Source organism: Gilvimarinus agarilyticus (assembly GCF_000832015.1).
In the GTDB taxonomy this organism is placed as follows: domain Bacteria; phylum Pseudomonadota; class Gammaproteobacteria; order Pseudomonadales; family Cellvibrionaceae; genus Gilvimarinus; species Gilvimarinus agarilyticus.
This window is the reverse complement of the sequence record NZ_JXCJ01000002.1, coordinates 13,901-30,152: the sequence shown is the minus strand read 5'-3', so window position 1 is coordinate 30,152 and position 16,252 is coordinate 13,901. Positions and strand designations below refer to the sequence as shown.

The 16,252-nt window shown below is 49.2% G+C and carries 6 protein-coding genes; 3 read left to right on the top strand and 3 right to left on the bottom strand.

Features of this window, described 5'->3' with window-relative positions; translation table 11 throughout:
- Positions 1-207: 207 nt before the first annotated feature.
- From SD69_RS17600 to SD69_RS17590, 3 genes are all read left to right on the top strand, one after another.
- Positions 208-6,429, top strand: coding sequence for an AAA domain-containing protein (locus SD69_RS17600; RefSeq protein ID WP_041525005.1), 6,222 nt, complete (start codon positions 208-210; stop codon positions 6,427-6,429).
- 174 nt (positions 6,430-6,603) lie between these two features.
- Positions 6,604-8,649 (top strand): ATP-dependent nuclease, encoded by a 2,046-nt coding sequence (locus SD69_RS17595; protein ID WP_041525004.1) that lies wholly within the window; start codon positions 6,604-6,606, stop codon positions 8,647-8,649.
- On the top strand, positions 8,639-10,678 hold the full coding sequence (locus tag SD69_RS17590; RefSeq protein WP_052481428.1) for a UvrD-helicase domain-containing protein: 2,040 nt from the start codon (positions 8,639-8,641) through the stop codon (positions 10,676-10,678). The genes SD69_RS17595 and SD69_RS17590 overlap by 11 nt, the downstream gene beginning before the upstream one ends.
- A 114-nt stretch (positions 10,679-10,792) precedes the next feature.
- Here SD69_RS17590 and SD69_RS17585 read toward each other — a convergent pair whose 3' ends face one another.
- The 3 genes from SD69_RS17585 to mobH form a co-directional block, all read right to left on the bottom strand.
- Positions 10,793-11,977 (bottom strand): tyrosine-type recombinase/integrase, encoded by a 1,185-nt coding sequence (locus SD69_RS17585; RefSeq protein WP_041525003.1) that lies wholly within the window; start codon positions 11,975-11,977, stop codon positions 10,793-10,795.
- Between the two features lie 268 nt (positions 11,978-12,245).
- Positions 12,246-12,605 carry a DNA-binding protein gene (locus tag SD69_RS17580; protein ID WP_157471830.1) on the bottom strand — a complete coding sequence of 120 codons (360 nt, stop codon included), beginning with the start codon at positions 12,603-12,605 and terminating at the stop codon, positions 12,246-12,248.
- A 649-nt stretch (positions 12,606-13,254) separates the two neighbouring features.
- Positions 13,255-15,858 (bottom strand): MobH family relaxase, encoded by a 2,604-nt coding sequence (gene mobH, locus SD69_RS18855; protein WP_052481427.1) that lies wholly within the window; start codon positions 15,856-15,858, stop codon positions 13,255-13,257.
- Positions 15,859-16,252: the final 394 nt, after the last annotated feature.

Below are 16,252 nucleotides of genomic sequence, written 5' to 3'. Positions count from 1 at the left end.
AGTAATAGAGATTTTCTGATGCTGAACTACCTATGGAGAATAAAGAAATGACATCGTTTATTTCAGAATAATGCTCATTGACGTCATCGTTGCATGAGTACTGATGTCACATCTAGCGACTCGCAGTCTTCTGAGTACGTGACGCAAAAACAATATTTACATGGGTTCAAGCCCGGTAAAGTACTTGGAACAAGGAGTATGTAGAGTATGGAGTTATTGAGCAAAATAGCCAGAATTCGTGCCGATCGAGTCGAGAAACTCCGATTTACAGGAGAAAGCTTGTATTCCACGCAGCTTAAAGAGCTGCTCGGTGATCTTGAGCCTGCTCAGATACCTAGAGGTGAGCGAGTCCGCCGACAGCTGATGACTCGTTCGCTACTGTTATCTGAAGGCATGTCACCCAAGGCTTACAAGGAAGCTCGTGAGTGTGCGTCGCGATTCGGCATAGAGTCCAGTGTAGAAATTTATCAAGCAGCTGGCTCTGAAAACGCGGCCATGCACTTCTGTGCCGAGCCGGTCCTACTGGAAGTTCAGGGACGATTGCTTGCCTTGCTCGACGATGAGAGTTTACGTGGGGTCATGGGGCATGAGCTGGGCCATTATTTGGCTCATGGTGTCGCCAACCCCGAGTGCGAAATCTCCCTCGCTGCCAAGCACATCCTATACTCTGAAACGGCCCCTGACTCCTTGGTCGAAGTAGCTCGTCGCTTGAGCATGTCTGCCGAGCTCACCGCAGATAGATTTGGTTTATTGGGATGCGGCAGCCTGGATGGCGCTCTCAGGCTGAGTATGGCGGTCGTCACCGGCCTGCCTTCCAACGAGCTTAACTGGGATACGGATGCTTATTTAGAGCAGTCTAAAGCGCTGATCGATTACATGCGCAAGGAAGGTGAAACTGCCGAAGGCACGAGCCATCCCGAGCATGGTCTGCGCGCTTGGGCGCAATGGCTGTTTAGTGAAACCGACGTTTACCGCGAACTCACCGGTCTTGGACCTGGCACTCGCACATTGGAAGATATCGATCGTGAAATCCTGGAAGTTTTAGGCACGCCTCACATCGAGCTCGACGATGCGCAGACTTTTGAAGAACCGCTTCCTGAAGTGCAGGAATGCGCGCTAGCGGCCTGCGTGCTGGTAGCCCACGCCGATGGTGAAGTCCATGAAACTGAAATCGAAGCCATCGAACGCGTCTTCGAACACCTCGTACCACATTGGCGAGAACTTCTCGACCATGAGACAGCCTATCATCGCTTTCAGGAGCTGGCGCCGATGCTTTATGTGGCTGGACCTAGAGCCCAGCGCAGCGTGTTCATGCTGCTATTCCATGTAGTAGCCGCGGATGGCGAAGTCGCCACAGTCGAGCTGGCCGAGATACTAAAAATTGGTAACGCGCTGGGCTGTTCTTTGCTGTTTCACCAGCTGCTCGTAGGTATGCTGGGCAAAGACCCGGTCAACGCCGCCGACCAGATCGCGATTCGAGAATCGATTCCCTTAGCAGCGGAGGCCAAGCAGGTTGACCACGCCCTTCAGGTGTTTTTTAAACGAATTCAAAGGCGAGGCGGGGGTGAAGTGACTGCCCGACGATTATTCCGTCTCACTGGGGAGTCCCGCTTTACCGAAAAAATTCGACGTAACTTACACCGCGCCGCTTCCCATGCCGGTGTTGACATAGAACCAGTGCTGACGGAAGACCTCGATGGGCAACATCGATTGGTAAGCCGGAAACCATTCAAGAACCCTATAACTGCCAAGCCTTCTGAGACTCCCGGTGAAGCCACACAGCGGCTATTGCACACTATATCCAAGCTACGGGAGAAGCTGGTCTCGGGGGATGGGCGCAGCCCCTCTGTACGTTTGCGCGAGATCCGCCGCGGACGTAATTTTGATTGCTATCAACTAGAAGGAATTTCGCTCGGTTTGGCAGAGCGTGTAATTGAGTTGGTTCGTGGCGAAGCAGAAGCTGTGCTGGTCAAAGCAGAAGATGCTTTAGGCCATGAAACCACCGCACGCTGTCAGCGCCAGCTAATAGACCTGCTTCGCGAACACAACAGCCGGATGGAGGAAACCGGTGCTGACGAGCTGTATCTGGGAACAACCTTTGTATCCGCTGTACTGAACCGTTACCTGTTACGAGCCCCTCTCATTCTCTACAACGTCGCCCTGATTCGAACGGCCTCCAGTATCAGTCTGAGTACACCACGCGAAGACAGTGCTCTCGCCAATCAGGCCTTACTGCAAACTATGGCGCGGTTATCTGGTAAATCCTGGACAGAAGCGCTTGCCGCACAGGCCGACGACGCGGCCCGTGAAGGACAGAAGGCAATGCTCGATTTTTTGCAACATCAGGGATTTAAGGTGATCGGGACGCTTGGCGAACTGCAACCGCTGCGTAACCGTAACTCCGAGTTCGAGAATTGGGTCGATGACCGTATTGAACTGGAAAGCTGCGCAGTGCTTGGCTTATTCCCTCAGTCTCGTTCGGACTTATTACACGACTATGATGGCCTGTTGGAACAGCTCAGCACAAAGGCATCCGCCGCGCCGTTGCTATCCAGCGCAGTCAATCTGTTGCCGAGTGAACTGAAAAACTTAGTAGCCGACGGCGACACTGTGCCACTGGAGGATTCGGAAACTCCCAAGTCTCTGCCAAACCTTCCAATCATTCAGGCAGATCCTGTTCAGCGACAGGTGATGGAGGCTGCTCGATCAACTCCTGCGATGGTCATTGATGGCCCGCCGGGAACCGGCAAAAGTCAGGTGATTGTCAATCTGATTGGAGACGCCCTGTTGCAGGGGAAAAAAGTTGCCGTAGTCTGTGAAAAGCGTGCTGCTCTTGATGTCGTAGTCAATCGAAAGCAGGCCGAAGGACTGCGCCACCTACTCGCGCTGGTGCATGATGTCAAAGACGATCGCAAAGAGCTGTATGCACAAATCGTTGAGCGCATTGAAAACAACGAACTTTCTACGACAGCTATCAATGAACCTCTAACCGACGTTATCGCTCAGCTGAACAGGGCGGAAAAGCCGCTGGCCGAGTTGCGCGCACCGCTTCGCCTTGAACAGGCGGGTTTAACACTGGGGCAAGCCGTCACCTTGATGAGCGGTCTTGATTTCGTGTCGGTAGCGGCTCCGGCTACTTTATGCCAAGTTCCCAGAAGTACCATCGAAACTCTGTCCTCGCAGTTTGAGGAATTAAAACCATATGCTCGGTTCTGGGCAAATGGTAGTGTCTGGAACAGGCCAAAAGAATCTACTGACAGGAGCAGTTTTGCGGATGCCAGCGACTCGGATCGCCAAGCTTTTCAGACCGACTTCGATAGGGCGGTCGTGGCGCGCGAGGCCTTTGACGCTGCCTTGCAGGCTAAAGGGCTTCCTTTAGACTCCAGCATCCTCAAGCAGATTTTGGCCTTGCGCAACCAGCTGCTTCCCTTTTTGGAGCTACAAGCGGAGACCGATAGAGCGCAGCAGGAACAAAACCAGGTGCTTTTCAGCTTGCTCCTGACACATGGGACTAAGTCGCTGAATGATTTTGAACACGCAACACAGCAACTTGAGCAAAATTTACTCGCGGCGGGGCTGGATTCTGAGCGAGCCACACTGCAAAAATTGGTGCAAGCTCGCCCCGTATTATTGGAGCTAAAGTCTTTAACAGAGCGTGATGACGCGGAGCTTCGGGCTGTGTCATCCTGGCTTCACAGCGACGATGCGAAAAAGCTTACTGACGCACACCTGCAGTGCGTGTCGTTATGGCAGCAGGCCAAAGGCTCTCTCGAGCAGCATCAAAACCGTGCTAAATGGAAAGATTCTGAAGCCTTCACGAGTGCTTATGACCGTATCAGACAGTCAGTAGGACGTTGGCAACGCTTTTTGAGTCCGGGTTGGTGGTCTGCGCGAAGTGTGTTCCGTTCTCAATTGCAATTGCACTGGAGTGAAAGTGACACCGTAAATCTATCACCGGCTTTTTTGGCCCGCTTCGAAAACTTTCGACAATCAGCGAAATGCTGGCAGTCATTGGATGAACTCCTGCATACCGCTGGTTTGAAGGATCACCCGGATACCGTTGATGAGGCGAGAAGCGTCCTGAGTGCAATCGATAAAGGTCGGGCGTTGGCCCGTGATATTACCGCTGCAGAGGAAAAGATTCAGCCTTTCGCACTGTGGCCAATTCCCGCAGCACCGGAAGCTTGGCGTGCCTGGGGTGAACGTATCGATACACTGCTACAGGTTCTGCCTGCCTTGGCGACGCTAACGCAGACGCGCAAAACGCTTAATACGCAAGCTCCTGAGTTGCAGCTTCCTGAAACAGCAACAGCTCTGCCTGCTTTCAAGCCGCGTACGTCGGCTATGATTGGGTTGCTGAAACAACGTGATACCTTGCAATTGTTGCAAGCCTGGCCGTCAGATAACAAGTCCAACACCGCATTACCTGAGCTAGTCCAATCTGCGCAGCAGCTGAATACAATTTGCAAAACCTATGCGTCGCTTCGAGCCGCGCTGGAGCCACTACAGCCAAGTTTTCCCTGGTTATCGATTGGAAGCAGTCTGCGCCGGTTACGTGATATGCAAAGGCATTGGAGTAATGATTTCGATGACTTGGTTAAAGCTGACCAAAGGCTAGCACAATGTGTGGATCAGTGGGCTGAGTCACCTGAATTACTTACATTACTGGCTTCGTTGGAAGACAGCGAACAACTGTCTTGGGAGGTTCAGGTTACCGGTCTATGGGCCAGAGAGGTGGCGAATCAGTTGCTGCAGTCGCAGCCACAGTTGAGTGCCACTAGCCGCCTAATGAGCGATCAAGAGAAGGAACTGGCCGCGCATTTTCGTTCCCTGCAAGGCGCTTCACATACACACGTCGGCAGAGCGGTAATAGCATCCCAAAATGACAACCATTGGTACCGCGAACCACCTGCAGAAAAAGGAGCGAGACGCAGTACCATCCAGTCGGTCAAGGAAGCCATGCTGAAAGAAGCACGCAAACAGCGCCGTATCATGCCGCTGCGTAGTTTTGTTCGGCAATATGTAGACAAGGGGTTGCTGGATGCGATGCCGGTTTGGTTGTTATCGCCGGAAACCATGGCACAGCTCTTTCCCCGGGAGCCGGTATTTGACCTCGTGATCATTGACGAAGCCTCACAGTGCACTGTAGAGACCGGACTGCCAGTTCTCATGCGAGCGAAACAAGTAGTGATCGCCGGTGATGAACACCAGATGCCTCCGAGCAACTATTTCAAAGCTAGCGCCGACAGCGATAACGAGCAGGAAGAAGAACGGGAAATACCAACGGATGTCATGGACGCCGAATCTCTGTTGGTACTGGCACGTGATCGTTGCTTCCATCAAAGGCTGGCATGGCACTACCGTTGCCAATACGAGGAATTGATTGCCTTTTCCAATCATGCAATTTACCAAGGCGATCTACGCAGCATTCCGGCCACCCAAAGCCGTCAGGCTCCCGCAGCGATCTCGTGGCATAAAGTCGAAAACGCAAGCTACGAGGAGGGCACAAACCCGAAAGAAGCCGCTGCTGTTGTTGAACTTATGTATCAGCTACTTTGTGATAACCCTGCATCGTCAATCGGTATTATCACCTTCAACTTGAAACAGCGACGTGCCATTCTCGACGAGATCGACACCCGCATGGCGGAAGATGACTCCTTTGCCAAGGTTGTTCAGAAAGCAATCACGACCGAACAGATGGATCAGCGTCCGTTTGTCAAGAATCTGGAGAATGTTCAGGGGGACGAACGTGATCAGATCATCTTCTCCCTAGGTCACGCCCCTCGTCAACGTCGACGTAAAGATGGCAAAGGTGATTGGTACGTGCCAGCACGTTTTGGCCCCCTAGGCCAGAGAGGCGGCGAGCGGCGCCTGAATGTCGCGGCTTCCCGAGCCAAGCAAGGGATCCATATCGTATCCTCCTTTGAACCCAGTATGCTTTCTGTCGCGAACGCAAAAAACAATGGTCCCCGCCTGTTCAAAGGGTTTCTCGAATACTGCCAGCGCATGGCCGACGGTCGTCGCAGCGAAGCCGAACGTGTGCTCGACGTACTGCGTGGTAACCGTCTCAGTAGCCGCACAGGGGTCGAACTTCCGAATCCTCATTACGTACCGTTGAAGGTCCAGCTTCTCTTGGAACTTGAAGCAATGGGTTATGCTGTTGAACTAGATGTGGGTGACTCTGATTTTCGTGTGCATGTGGCGATTATCGACCCACGCGATAGCGGGCAGTATGCTGTTGGGTTAATGTGTGAGGAAGGTAGTAGCGTTTTCGATCCGTTTGAGGCTCATGTACATATCCCGGCTGTATTAAACTTGCGCGGGTGGGATTTAGTGCAAATCAATGCGGTCGATTGGGGGCTTCGGAAAAAAGCCGTTCTTGCTCAAGTTATCGAGTTAGTAGGCAGACCGAAGAAAAGTAAGGTTTGATTAAGAATAGGTAGCGGGGAACTCCAGGTTAAAAAGCTTCCTTACTCATAATTCATTTCAAGTCGTAAACATAATTCATCCTTTGTTTATGGCTTAACAAATAATTATTACTAGTGAAGTTCCGCTGTCGATCCAAAGCGGACCTATAGTAATTAACAATCAAGGACAACTACCATGTACCTAGCCGAGCTTACCATTACCAATTTTAGATCATTTGGCCCTGACGGTATCACGGTTAAATTGCGGGAAGGGTTAACAGCTCTTGTGGGTGAAAATGACTCTGGCAAGTCTGCAGTAATTGATGCACTGAGATTTCTCCTCGGAACAACCGATCAAGAATGGCTTCGATTTAGTGATGATGACTTCCACAAGGCACCTGCGGGTGTTTCTGAATCAAGTGATATTACAATATCAGGTACATTCAAAAAATTAGCAATCGGCGATAAATCAGGATTTGCAGAATACTTAACCTATGGACTTCGACAGGGGGATGAACCAGTCCTTCACCTAACATTAACAGCAAAGCGCATGGGAACTAGGGCTGGAAGACCATATATCGCCACAAGCCTTCGATCTGGTAAGAATGGAGAGGGGCCAAATCTGGATCACAACTGCCGCCTATTGCTCGCAGCTACATATCTAAGGCCGCTTCGCGATGCTGAGCGAGAACTTTCGTCTGGGCGTAATTCTAGGCTTTCGATGGTGTTAAATTCACTTGGTGGTGTAGAAGTGGGCGATTTGTTTGATGCCGCAAGCGCTGACCTTTCTTCATTTGGTGCCGATGACATTAAAAAGCTGGGTTTGCTAGGGCTAGGTGATTTCTTCAACAAGCTTATCGAAAGCCATAGTCATATTAAGAAGGGAAAATTAAAAGTTAATAGCCATCTAGAAGGCTTGCAGCTTCATGGGGATTCACTAACGAGCTCGATATCGGTTAGTCAGAATGGTTCGGACTCTCAGAGGCTTAGACAACTTCTAGAGAAGCTAACTCTTAATCTGAATAATGCGCCTGGGCGAATGGGGTTGGGGTCAAATAACATCCTTTTTATTGCATGTGAATTGATCCTTCAAGCAGATGATCAAGATAATTTCCCGTTATTGCTAATAGAGGAGCCTGAGGCACACGTGCATGCACAGCGACAACTTAGGCTAATACAGTACCTTCAGAAAATAGTTGACTCGCGAGGTGATAAAGCAAACAAACCACAGATAATAATCACAACTCATAGTCCCAACCTAGCTTCTGAAATTGATCTCAATAATTTAGTTATTCTTCGGTCCGGTAAGGCTTTTTCTACCGCTGATGGTGAGACTGAGCTTGAGTCAAATGATTATAAATTTCTCGCGCGTTTTTTAGATGTAACCAAAGCCAATCTGTTTTTCGCTCGTGGTGTCATGATTGTAGAGGGCGATGCGGAAAATATTTTGATGCCTACCTTGGCAAAGTGCATTAGGAAAGATTTTACGGAACATGGAGTTTCTATGGTCAATGTCGGAGGAGTTGGACTGCGACGATACGCCAAAATTTTCATGAGAAATAATCCCGATCAAGATGGAATTCAGTCTACGCCGGTTGCTTGTGTCACCGACTTGGACGTTATGCCGAACTGTGGCCCTTATATTGTTAAGAACATGGTAGACGAGAGTGATTGGCCGCCTACTGAAGGGAAAGGGGCAAGAAAATGGCGCGTGAAGCGAGATTTTGAGCCCAAGGATAAAGAATTAAACAAGTATAAGGAAAATATTATATCCAAAGCCAATGGGCAGTGCGTCAAGTCATTTGTAGCTGATGAATGGACGTTAGAATTTGATCTTGCATTTGCAAACGACAATGCTTTGGCTGAAGAGGTCTATGTTGCCGCTCAATTAGCGATATGGGATGAGAATGATAATTTTTCTGAAAAAACACTCGAAGAAAAATTTGAAAAAGCCAAGATGAGTTACGTTGCAATCACAGAGGAAGCTAGAATACTTGCAGAAGATAAAAATTGGAGTACAAATGAAGTTTTAGCCTGCAAAGTCTATGCAATGTATGTCACAGGCACTAAAGCTTCAAAGTCCATCGCGGCTCAGTATTTGTGTGGAATTATCTTGGATAAGGTGAAGTCTGATAAATGCTATGATTTAAGGGCTAAACTCCCAGGCTACCTTGTTGATGCAATAGACTTCGTTACATCGAGTCTTAATCCCGCACCAGAGGGCGAGATTCGTGGAAGTTAATCTGCCAAAGATTACGGATGATGATATCGCTTGGGTGGTGAGTATATTAGGCCTGCCCGATGATGCCTTTTCTACGGAAAAAGATGGAGGCGCTAGAGAGCGAATACTCAAGTCCGTGGGTGAAACATTGGATGTGTCGGCTTGCCCTGGCAGCGGTAAAACAACGTTGCTTGTTGCAAAGCTGGCGATACTAGCTCGTAACTGGCCGTATCGGCGTAAAGGCATGTGTGTTTTATCGCATACGAATGTAGCGAAAGAAGAAATTGAAAAGCGCCTAGGGGGAACGGAGGTCGGCCAAGCGCTTCTGTCATATCCACATTACATTGGGACTATCCATGGGTTTGTTAATGAATTTTTGGCTCTCCCTTGGTTGAGATCAAAGGGGTTTCCCATAAAAGTTATTGATTCCGAAATCGCATATAGTTGGCGCTGGGATAAATTATACCCGTGGACTAGGGAAAACGCAGAAAAAGCTCGTGTGTCTAAATCTGTGATAAAGGCTACTAATAGTCAACTCTCTATTGGTCAAGTACCTTGGGGGAAAGGCGTGCTGGGTATAGAGACAAAACCATATCTGAACATGTCAAATTCTTGTCGAGAATCTATCCAAAAATTCGGTATTCATACGCATGATGAAATGTTTATGTGGGCAAACGATCTTATCGACTGTTCATCTACCATAAAGCAGCATCTTCGAGATCGCTTTCCTCTAGTATTTCTCGACGAAGTTCAAGATAACAGCGAAGCTCAATCATCTATACTTCACCGGATATTCATGGAAGGCGATGGGGCAAGCTGCAGAATGCGATTCGGCGATAGTGATCAGGCAATATTTGATCATGCTGGTAAGGTAAACAGGGCAAAAACTGATAAATTTCCATTAGATGAAGCTAAGTATGACCTCCCAAATAGCCATCGCTTTGGTCAATCTATAGCACATTTAGCTTCTCCCCTATCGATAGGAAAAATGAGCTTGGCAGGCCAAGGGCCCAAATTCGGTGAATCAAAAGATACCGCTCACGCTATATTCCTCGTTGACGAGGCTAGCACTGGGGCCGTGTTAAAAGCCTACGGGCAGTATCTGCTCTCAGTATTTGATGAAGAACAAGCGTTGTTGGATCAATTGACTTTTACTGCTGTTGGGGGCGTGCACCGTGATAAAGAGGGCGCAGAAAAATATAGGCCCCACAATGTGTCTCACTACTGTGCTGAATACGATCCAGATATAACTAACAAAGATCCAAAACCAAAAACATTTTTGCAATATGTAAAAGCTGGTCATCGGTCGGGAGGCCAGTTTGCACTGGAAGGAACTGGAGGCGAATCATTCACTGCAGTAGAGCGTATTGCTATCGGAATCATTAATTTTTCCAAAGAAATGTCACCTCAATTCAATCCTAGGCCAAGAAAAAGAAATCATCGGTTTATTTTGGAGTCTCTGAAGGATGACAGTGCGAATTACGAGAAATATCTTAAGCTTGTTAGTTATTTTGCGGTTGACCGAAAATTCCCTTCGGAGGCCGATTGGAGTACTACATGGAGAGGTATTTTAATTGATATTGTTACATCGTTATCTAGCATTACTCCACGGAATGATCATGCTTTTTTACATTATCAACAACAGGCGGGGCTGGCTGAGAATCATAAGAATACCCAAAGCAATACTCAGGTGGTGGAGGGCGGCGGAAGGAAAGCGACTATTCGCTTAGGATCAATTCATTCTGTAAAAGGTGAAACGCATACCGCGACTTTGGTGTTAGACACTTATAATATATCGCATCATTTGAAAATGATTTTTCCATGGATAAAAGGGAAACCCAAAAAGACAGTTTCCGATTCTGACGAAAAGCGATTAAAGCTACATTACGTTGCTATGACACGGCCCTCGCATTTGCTTTGTCTTGCAATTAAGAAAAGCACACTTGAAAAAGATGGGACGATAAATAAAAAGGCTATTGATGAATTAAAAAGTCACGGCTGGGGTAAAGTCGCTGTCGTGGATAAAGCTGGCAACTGTGAGTGGCTGTGATGCACCCAATGTCCGCTTTTGCCCGACAGTGGACTAACCTAGTCAGGTGGCTCTCCGATGATTAAAAGTAGTGAATGGATTTACATGCACAGAATTAACAAGGTTTCTAATTTTTTATCGGCAGATGTCATCCTCCGCATTCCGAGATAGATGCGTGACAACCTCTTTCGGCTTGTCCCACTCGAGCTTTTGCGTTAATTCTGCCATCCCCCCACGTTTGGCCTGAATACGCTTAGCGTATTGAGTTAGCATCGCCATGGATTTCCAGCGTCCGGATAGCATAATCTTTGCCGAATCAACATTTCCTTCGACCATCTCTTGCGCCGCGCCGACCCGGTTGGAATGCCCGGAGAAGACGGATGGTTCCAACCATAAACGACCGGCGGTGCGTTTAAAGCAACGGGACACCCCACGCTCTGACAGGCGATCGCCCATTTTGCCGCTGGAGTATATCCCCCGAAAGATCGCGCCCGAGCTCTGGCCGCTGCGACGCTGCCAACCCAGAAGCAAATCGGTGGTGTTGCGAGAGAGGTACAGATACGTGCCGTCACCGTCTTGGTCGGTTTTATGCCAATCGAGCTCCAGTAAGCTGGAGCCGTCCGAGTCGAGGCGCAAGTCCTCCCAATCGAAACGAACCAGCTCGGACTGACGGCAAAGCGTTTCAAAGCCGACGAAAAGTAGGGCGATATCCTGGCAGTCGCGGGCAATGGCAGGATCGAATAGCGAGAGGGCCTGCTCCAGGTGAACCACTCGCAGGCCTTCTGCTTGGCGCCGTTTATTTTTTACCATCTTTCGAATACGGCCCAGCCGGTTCTTAACCTTGAAAGAGGCGCGCGGGTCGTCCAGCTCGAGTGCGTGGGCCCAGGCCACCAAGCTGGACACCCGGCGATCGATGGCCGAGCGTTTGCGGCCTTCGGCCATCATGTAAGACAGATAGGCATCCACGACGTAGTCCTCAAAAGGCAACGGCGGGTAGTCCATACGAACGCAGTATTCGACGTACTGGCACAGATCGCTGTAGCGCGCGATTTCGGTGTTGTCGGAGACTGTGTCCAGCATGTCCATTGAGCGGCGATCGAAGCGTTCAAATAGCTCCCACGGCAGTACTTGCTGCAAGCTTTTGAGCAAACGGTCGCGATAACCAGCGATTTTTAATTGATGGGGCGTTTTACGCGGAATAATGGCTTGAGCGTCCAGCGTGCCATTCACTCGGTGGTCGGACCGCTGCCTCACATTCTTTTTACCCGCGGCGACCCGAGCGGTGTTTTTGTCGCGGCTCTCGACAGGGAATTCGCTCATTCAACGACTTCTCATGTGTGGTTGATTATTGATCACATAATGGCATTTTTATTTATATATGTCAAATAAGTACAATTATAGGACATATGTAATTAGACAAGAAACTTGCTCGAAATATGGCTCATATCGGGCTAAGCAAGGCAGTGCTAGGTCATTACTTCTCTAAGAAAGGCGAGCTTCTGATCCAAGGCACCTAATTCTTCCAAGGCCACGAGGCGATCGGCCTCAATCTTATTTTGTAGGAGCGAATGTCGGCGCACTTTATTTTTCATCGATTTCCAGGAAAGCCCAAGAGGATCTTGGCGCCATTTAATAATTTAATCGATATGGCCCAGGAAACATTGAACAAATCAGCTCCTTTCTGCGTAGTGATTTTGGCATGTAATGTGGCGAGCTCGCCCGTATTTACATCGAGCAGCTCTCTGAGCGCCGCCACCAATATCTGAAGAGCCGAAATTGGCCCACTGAACAAAGAGGTGACGCCCGCAGAGTCAGTGGCCCTCAGGGACTGAGCCTCAGCGCTAGCATTCAGAACTGCCAACAGCTTCTTACTAGCGAATCTAGCAACAGCATTATCATGGCTGTTACCGCGCCGACTAATCAAAGGCTTAAGATTATGCTTCTTCATAAACGCTAGGTGGTCGACACTGGCATACTGACGTCCCTGGTTGCCATTTAGGCTCACTACGCCTTTGGGCGGGCGCTGCTAGATCGCCATCAGCAAAGCATTAATCACCAAGTGGCGATCGATGTCCTTGTCCATTGCCCAGCCAACAATGCGGCGGAAGATCAAATCCAATAGGGAAGTGTAGTATGTACCATTCCCTGTGCATTGTTTAATATGGATGCAGAGTACTCATTTAAAATGCCATCACCCAGCTGTGAACCAACTATTGTTGAATTTGAGGCTGCATATAGCTCTGTGGATACTGATCCCTGTCCGGTGCCCTACTATGGGCCGCATGAAATCAATGTATCGCTTCATCCAGAAGGCCACCTAGGCGTGGATTGAATTTGGACAAATCAACACACGTTATCAGTAATGGGCAGTGTGAAATCACTGTCTTTTTGTGTCAGAACAGGTCTAAACTTCTACACCTCAATGGATCTTGATCGCCATAGATATACGAGACAAGCACATAAAGCCACAAATACCAGCCATCCAGTAGAACTGGTTGTTGTGGCATATCAACACTCGCACTCACTCCCATCGCCGCGATACTTTCGGCGGTTCAGCCCATGATCGCCTGCATTTCATAGTCTGTATGAGTCGTTATTCATTGCGTATCCGCCTCGTTAATTTCAAGCCTTAGTTTATTCTCCTTCATGGTAAGTCGAGGTTTTTTTTGTGACAGAGCCAAACACTGTCTTAATTGTCGCAGCGATACCTCAGGATAGTAACCACTGATGTTGTCGAGTGATTTATCACCCACAATCAGAAAATTGCCTTCTCTGCGCACTGCACTGCTCAACCATCTACCTCTTCCTGCAAGCATCATTTTTTTTAGTTGCTCGATACACTCATCCGGCGTCGTGGTCTCTGGAAAAATAGTTTCTCTATCAATCACCGTTCTATTATCTTTAATTCGCCTAGCCTGATCTTTTTCTGACTCTTCATGCGTTATTTCTGGCCTTTTCGATGGCTTCTGTCGGGGTTTAACCATGGGCCGTTGTTTAGTGTCGTGTGCTGATGGGACATCTTTACCGCTGCCCTGGCATCTAGGTAGATCCAGCTGAACTTGAGCTGATTCGCCGTTTTTGCTTGAGCTCTTGGTCGCACTTGAGTGCTGAACTCGATTCTTTGCAGCCGTATCTTTGGACTTAGGCTCCTGAATATTTTTATCTTTACCACCTGATCGCGGTGGCAACTTCTGACCCTCGTCCACGTTACTTGGCTGGTCTTCCTTCTTACTCACGGGCGCAGAGTCTTTGGGTTTTCCTTGCTTCTCGGGCTTCGATGCTTGGTTTATCTGCTTCTTATGGCTCTTCACGGCAGCAGAGACAATCGCTGTCAGCCCAGGCGATAAAACGACTCCTCTAGCGCCCTTCACATTTTGTATTTTGCGGCCCGGTATCATATGATCTTCCTCAACCCCCCCATCCTCATCAAGTCCGTTGATAAATGATTTTTCATCGTCTTTCGACAGCCCCGGAGCGTCCAGGCAACGCTTGATTCCTTTTGGGTACCATATCGCTGGACGCCCTTGAAGCATGAATAAATCGCCATCCATGCTTAGTTCAGCCTTATTGGTAATGACCGGCTCAATCACTAACTTTATGGCGGTCTTTGTGTGTTCAGAGCAGTTGGCGAGCTTTCGCTCTAGCCGGTCTACCGGTGAGAGTCCCTGGGTAGGACTGGAGGCGCCAGTTTCTGCACTGACCGTGGTGAGAATTCCAGTGGTCTTGTTCTTCTTAGCCGGGGCGCTGAACGCCTTGCCCGAATTAGCTTTGCCGGAATTGGGCTTACGAGGCTTCTTGGAGGCGCGGGTACCGGGTTTTGTAGCCGGGGAAAAAACATCACTAGACGCGGCATCATCACTTAATGCCACTGGCTCTTCGTCATCTTGGATCTGTTCCGTTAATACATCGTGATCTTTCTCGCCGTTACGGGGCTCACCGTGTGAATCTTCTGGCCCGGCCTGGTCTTGCTCTTGTCGGTCGGGCGCCTCACCGATAATGACACCCTCAACCGGTGGGGGTGGCTCGTTAGTGAAGACCAGATCTGATGACTCAAACCTCAAGCCCAATATTTTTACTTCTTCAGCGTCACCCCTAGGCTGTAATTCGGCTGGGCATATCTCCCAGTACCTATATTTTTCAGGGCTGCCGTTAGAGGTTACGTTATTGGGAATTGCAAAACCGCGCTCGATAAGAATATCTGCCAGGGTATCGGGGTCACGGGGAATGCCGGGTATTTGATCCGCTTCTAATAGTTCGTGCAGGTCTCCGATATTGCGCCACTGGATAAACACGCCATTTCGGAGGTTCCAAACCTTTGCTCCTCGCTCGTTAACCTTCCATTTGCCCGATTTCACGAGGCGACGGATAGCATCAAACACATAGCGCTCAACCAACACCCCGTAAGAGAACTCATCGACATCAAGACGGCTTTGCTTAAGATCCTGAGACACACTTATTCGATCAGCCTTGAGCATCAGCTTGGTCACCGGCTGATTTACGCCGGTACCAGCGATTGCTTCAAGCATGGCCTCTACAATCTCAGGTCCCGCATCGGATAAGTACTGTAGAGACTGCTGAGGAATGATTCTCTCAACCGCCAGCAGCGAGAATCGCTCATGCCGTTTATGCCGCCCCTCGCGCCAGCGAAGGTAATAGCGGTTGAGTTTGTTTTCGTCCGCCCACTCATAAAGGCTTCCCGAGTATGGGTTCCAAGTGGATGTGCCATCTTTATCCGTAACGGACACATCGGACAAGGGTTTACCCACATCGTGCATAATCCCGGCAAAACAGCTGGCCAAGCGCCAGCGCGGCTCATTGTTGCGCCGCTCACGAGGGCTCCCTTCCATTGAGTAAATGACAGACTCGGATATCTGAGCCACCCAAAACCCGACCTCCAGGCCGTGGCGAAACAGGCCACCTGCACCGCGATGATGGTGTGCCTCCGATGCGGGTAACAAATGTACAAACTCGGCGTAGCGCCTGATAACAGGCATTATCAACGATTCGTGTTCGTCCTTAGTAAAACCCAGCGCTATTCTGAGTTTTTGGATCAGCTCAGCCTGTGATTCCAAAAGCTTATCAAGATCCTCCACCGGAAAACCTTTAGCAGATGGCGGGTATCGCGGTATCTCTTCACCGAAATCCAGGCCAGGCCTTTGTGCTGCGCCTTTGGTAAACATGTTCTTTAGTGCATTTAACATCTTTTCAGGTCCTATCCTCATGTGGACATATGATCTCAGATATAAACCGCGTACTCGTCGATCAGAGGCAACCACTGCGCTTTGGGGTGACGTGTTTTCATGTGAACCTCCGTAGTATGAAAACTGGGAGGCTACTTGGCTAAATTCAGGTCGGGTAGTGGTTGGTTTGGCGCTTACCCACCTTCATGCTGGAGTAACCAATGTCTAATCCAAAAACAGACATATCTCACTTCAATTAATATCACCTGAAGACATCAATTATACTGGGGTAACTTGAGCTCAAACCGGAGAAGAGCGGCCAATTGGGACGCAAAACCCTGAAAAACACCTTATTGGCCCTAAAAAAACCAACAATAAGTCCCTATTGGGACTCCCGAGAGACTCTTCCAGAATG

Bases quoted from the DNA above. Each gene is read 5' to 3' on its own strand.
- SD69_RS17585 (WP_041525003.1), bottom strand. From the start codon at position 11,977: ATGAGCGAATTCCCTGTCGAGAGCCGCGACAAAAACACCGCTCGGGTC.
- SD69_RS17600 (WP_041525005.1), top strand. From the start codon at position 208: ATGGAGTTATTGAGCAAAATAGCCAGAATTCGTGCCGATCGAGTCGAG.
- mobH (WP_052481427.1), bottom strand. From the start codon at position 15,858: ATGTTAAATGCACTAAAGAACATGTTTACCAAAGGCGCAGCACAAAGG.
- SD69_RS17580 (WP_157471830.1), bottom strand. From the start codon at position 12,605: ATGAAGAAGCATAATCTTAAGCCTTTGATTAGTCGGCGCGGTAACAGC.
- SD69_RS17595 (WP_041525004.1), top strand. From the start codon at position 6,604: ATGTACCTAGCCGAGCTTACCATTACCAATTTTAGATCATTTGGCCCT.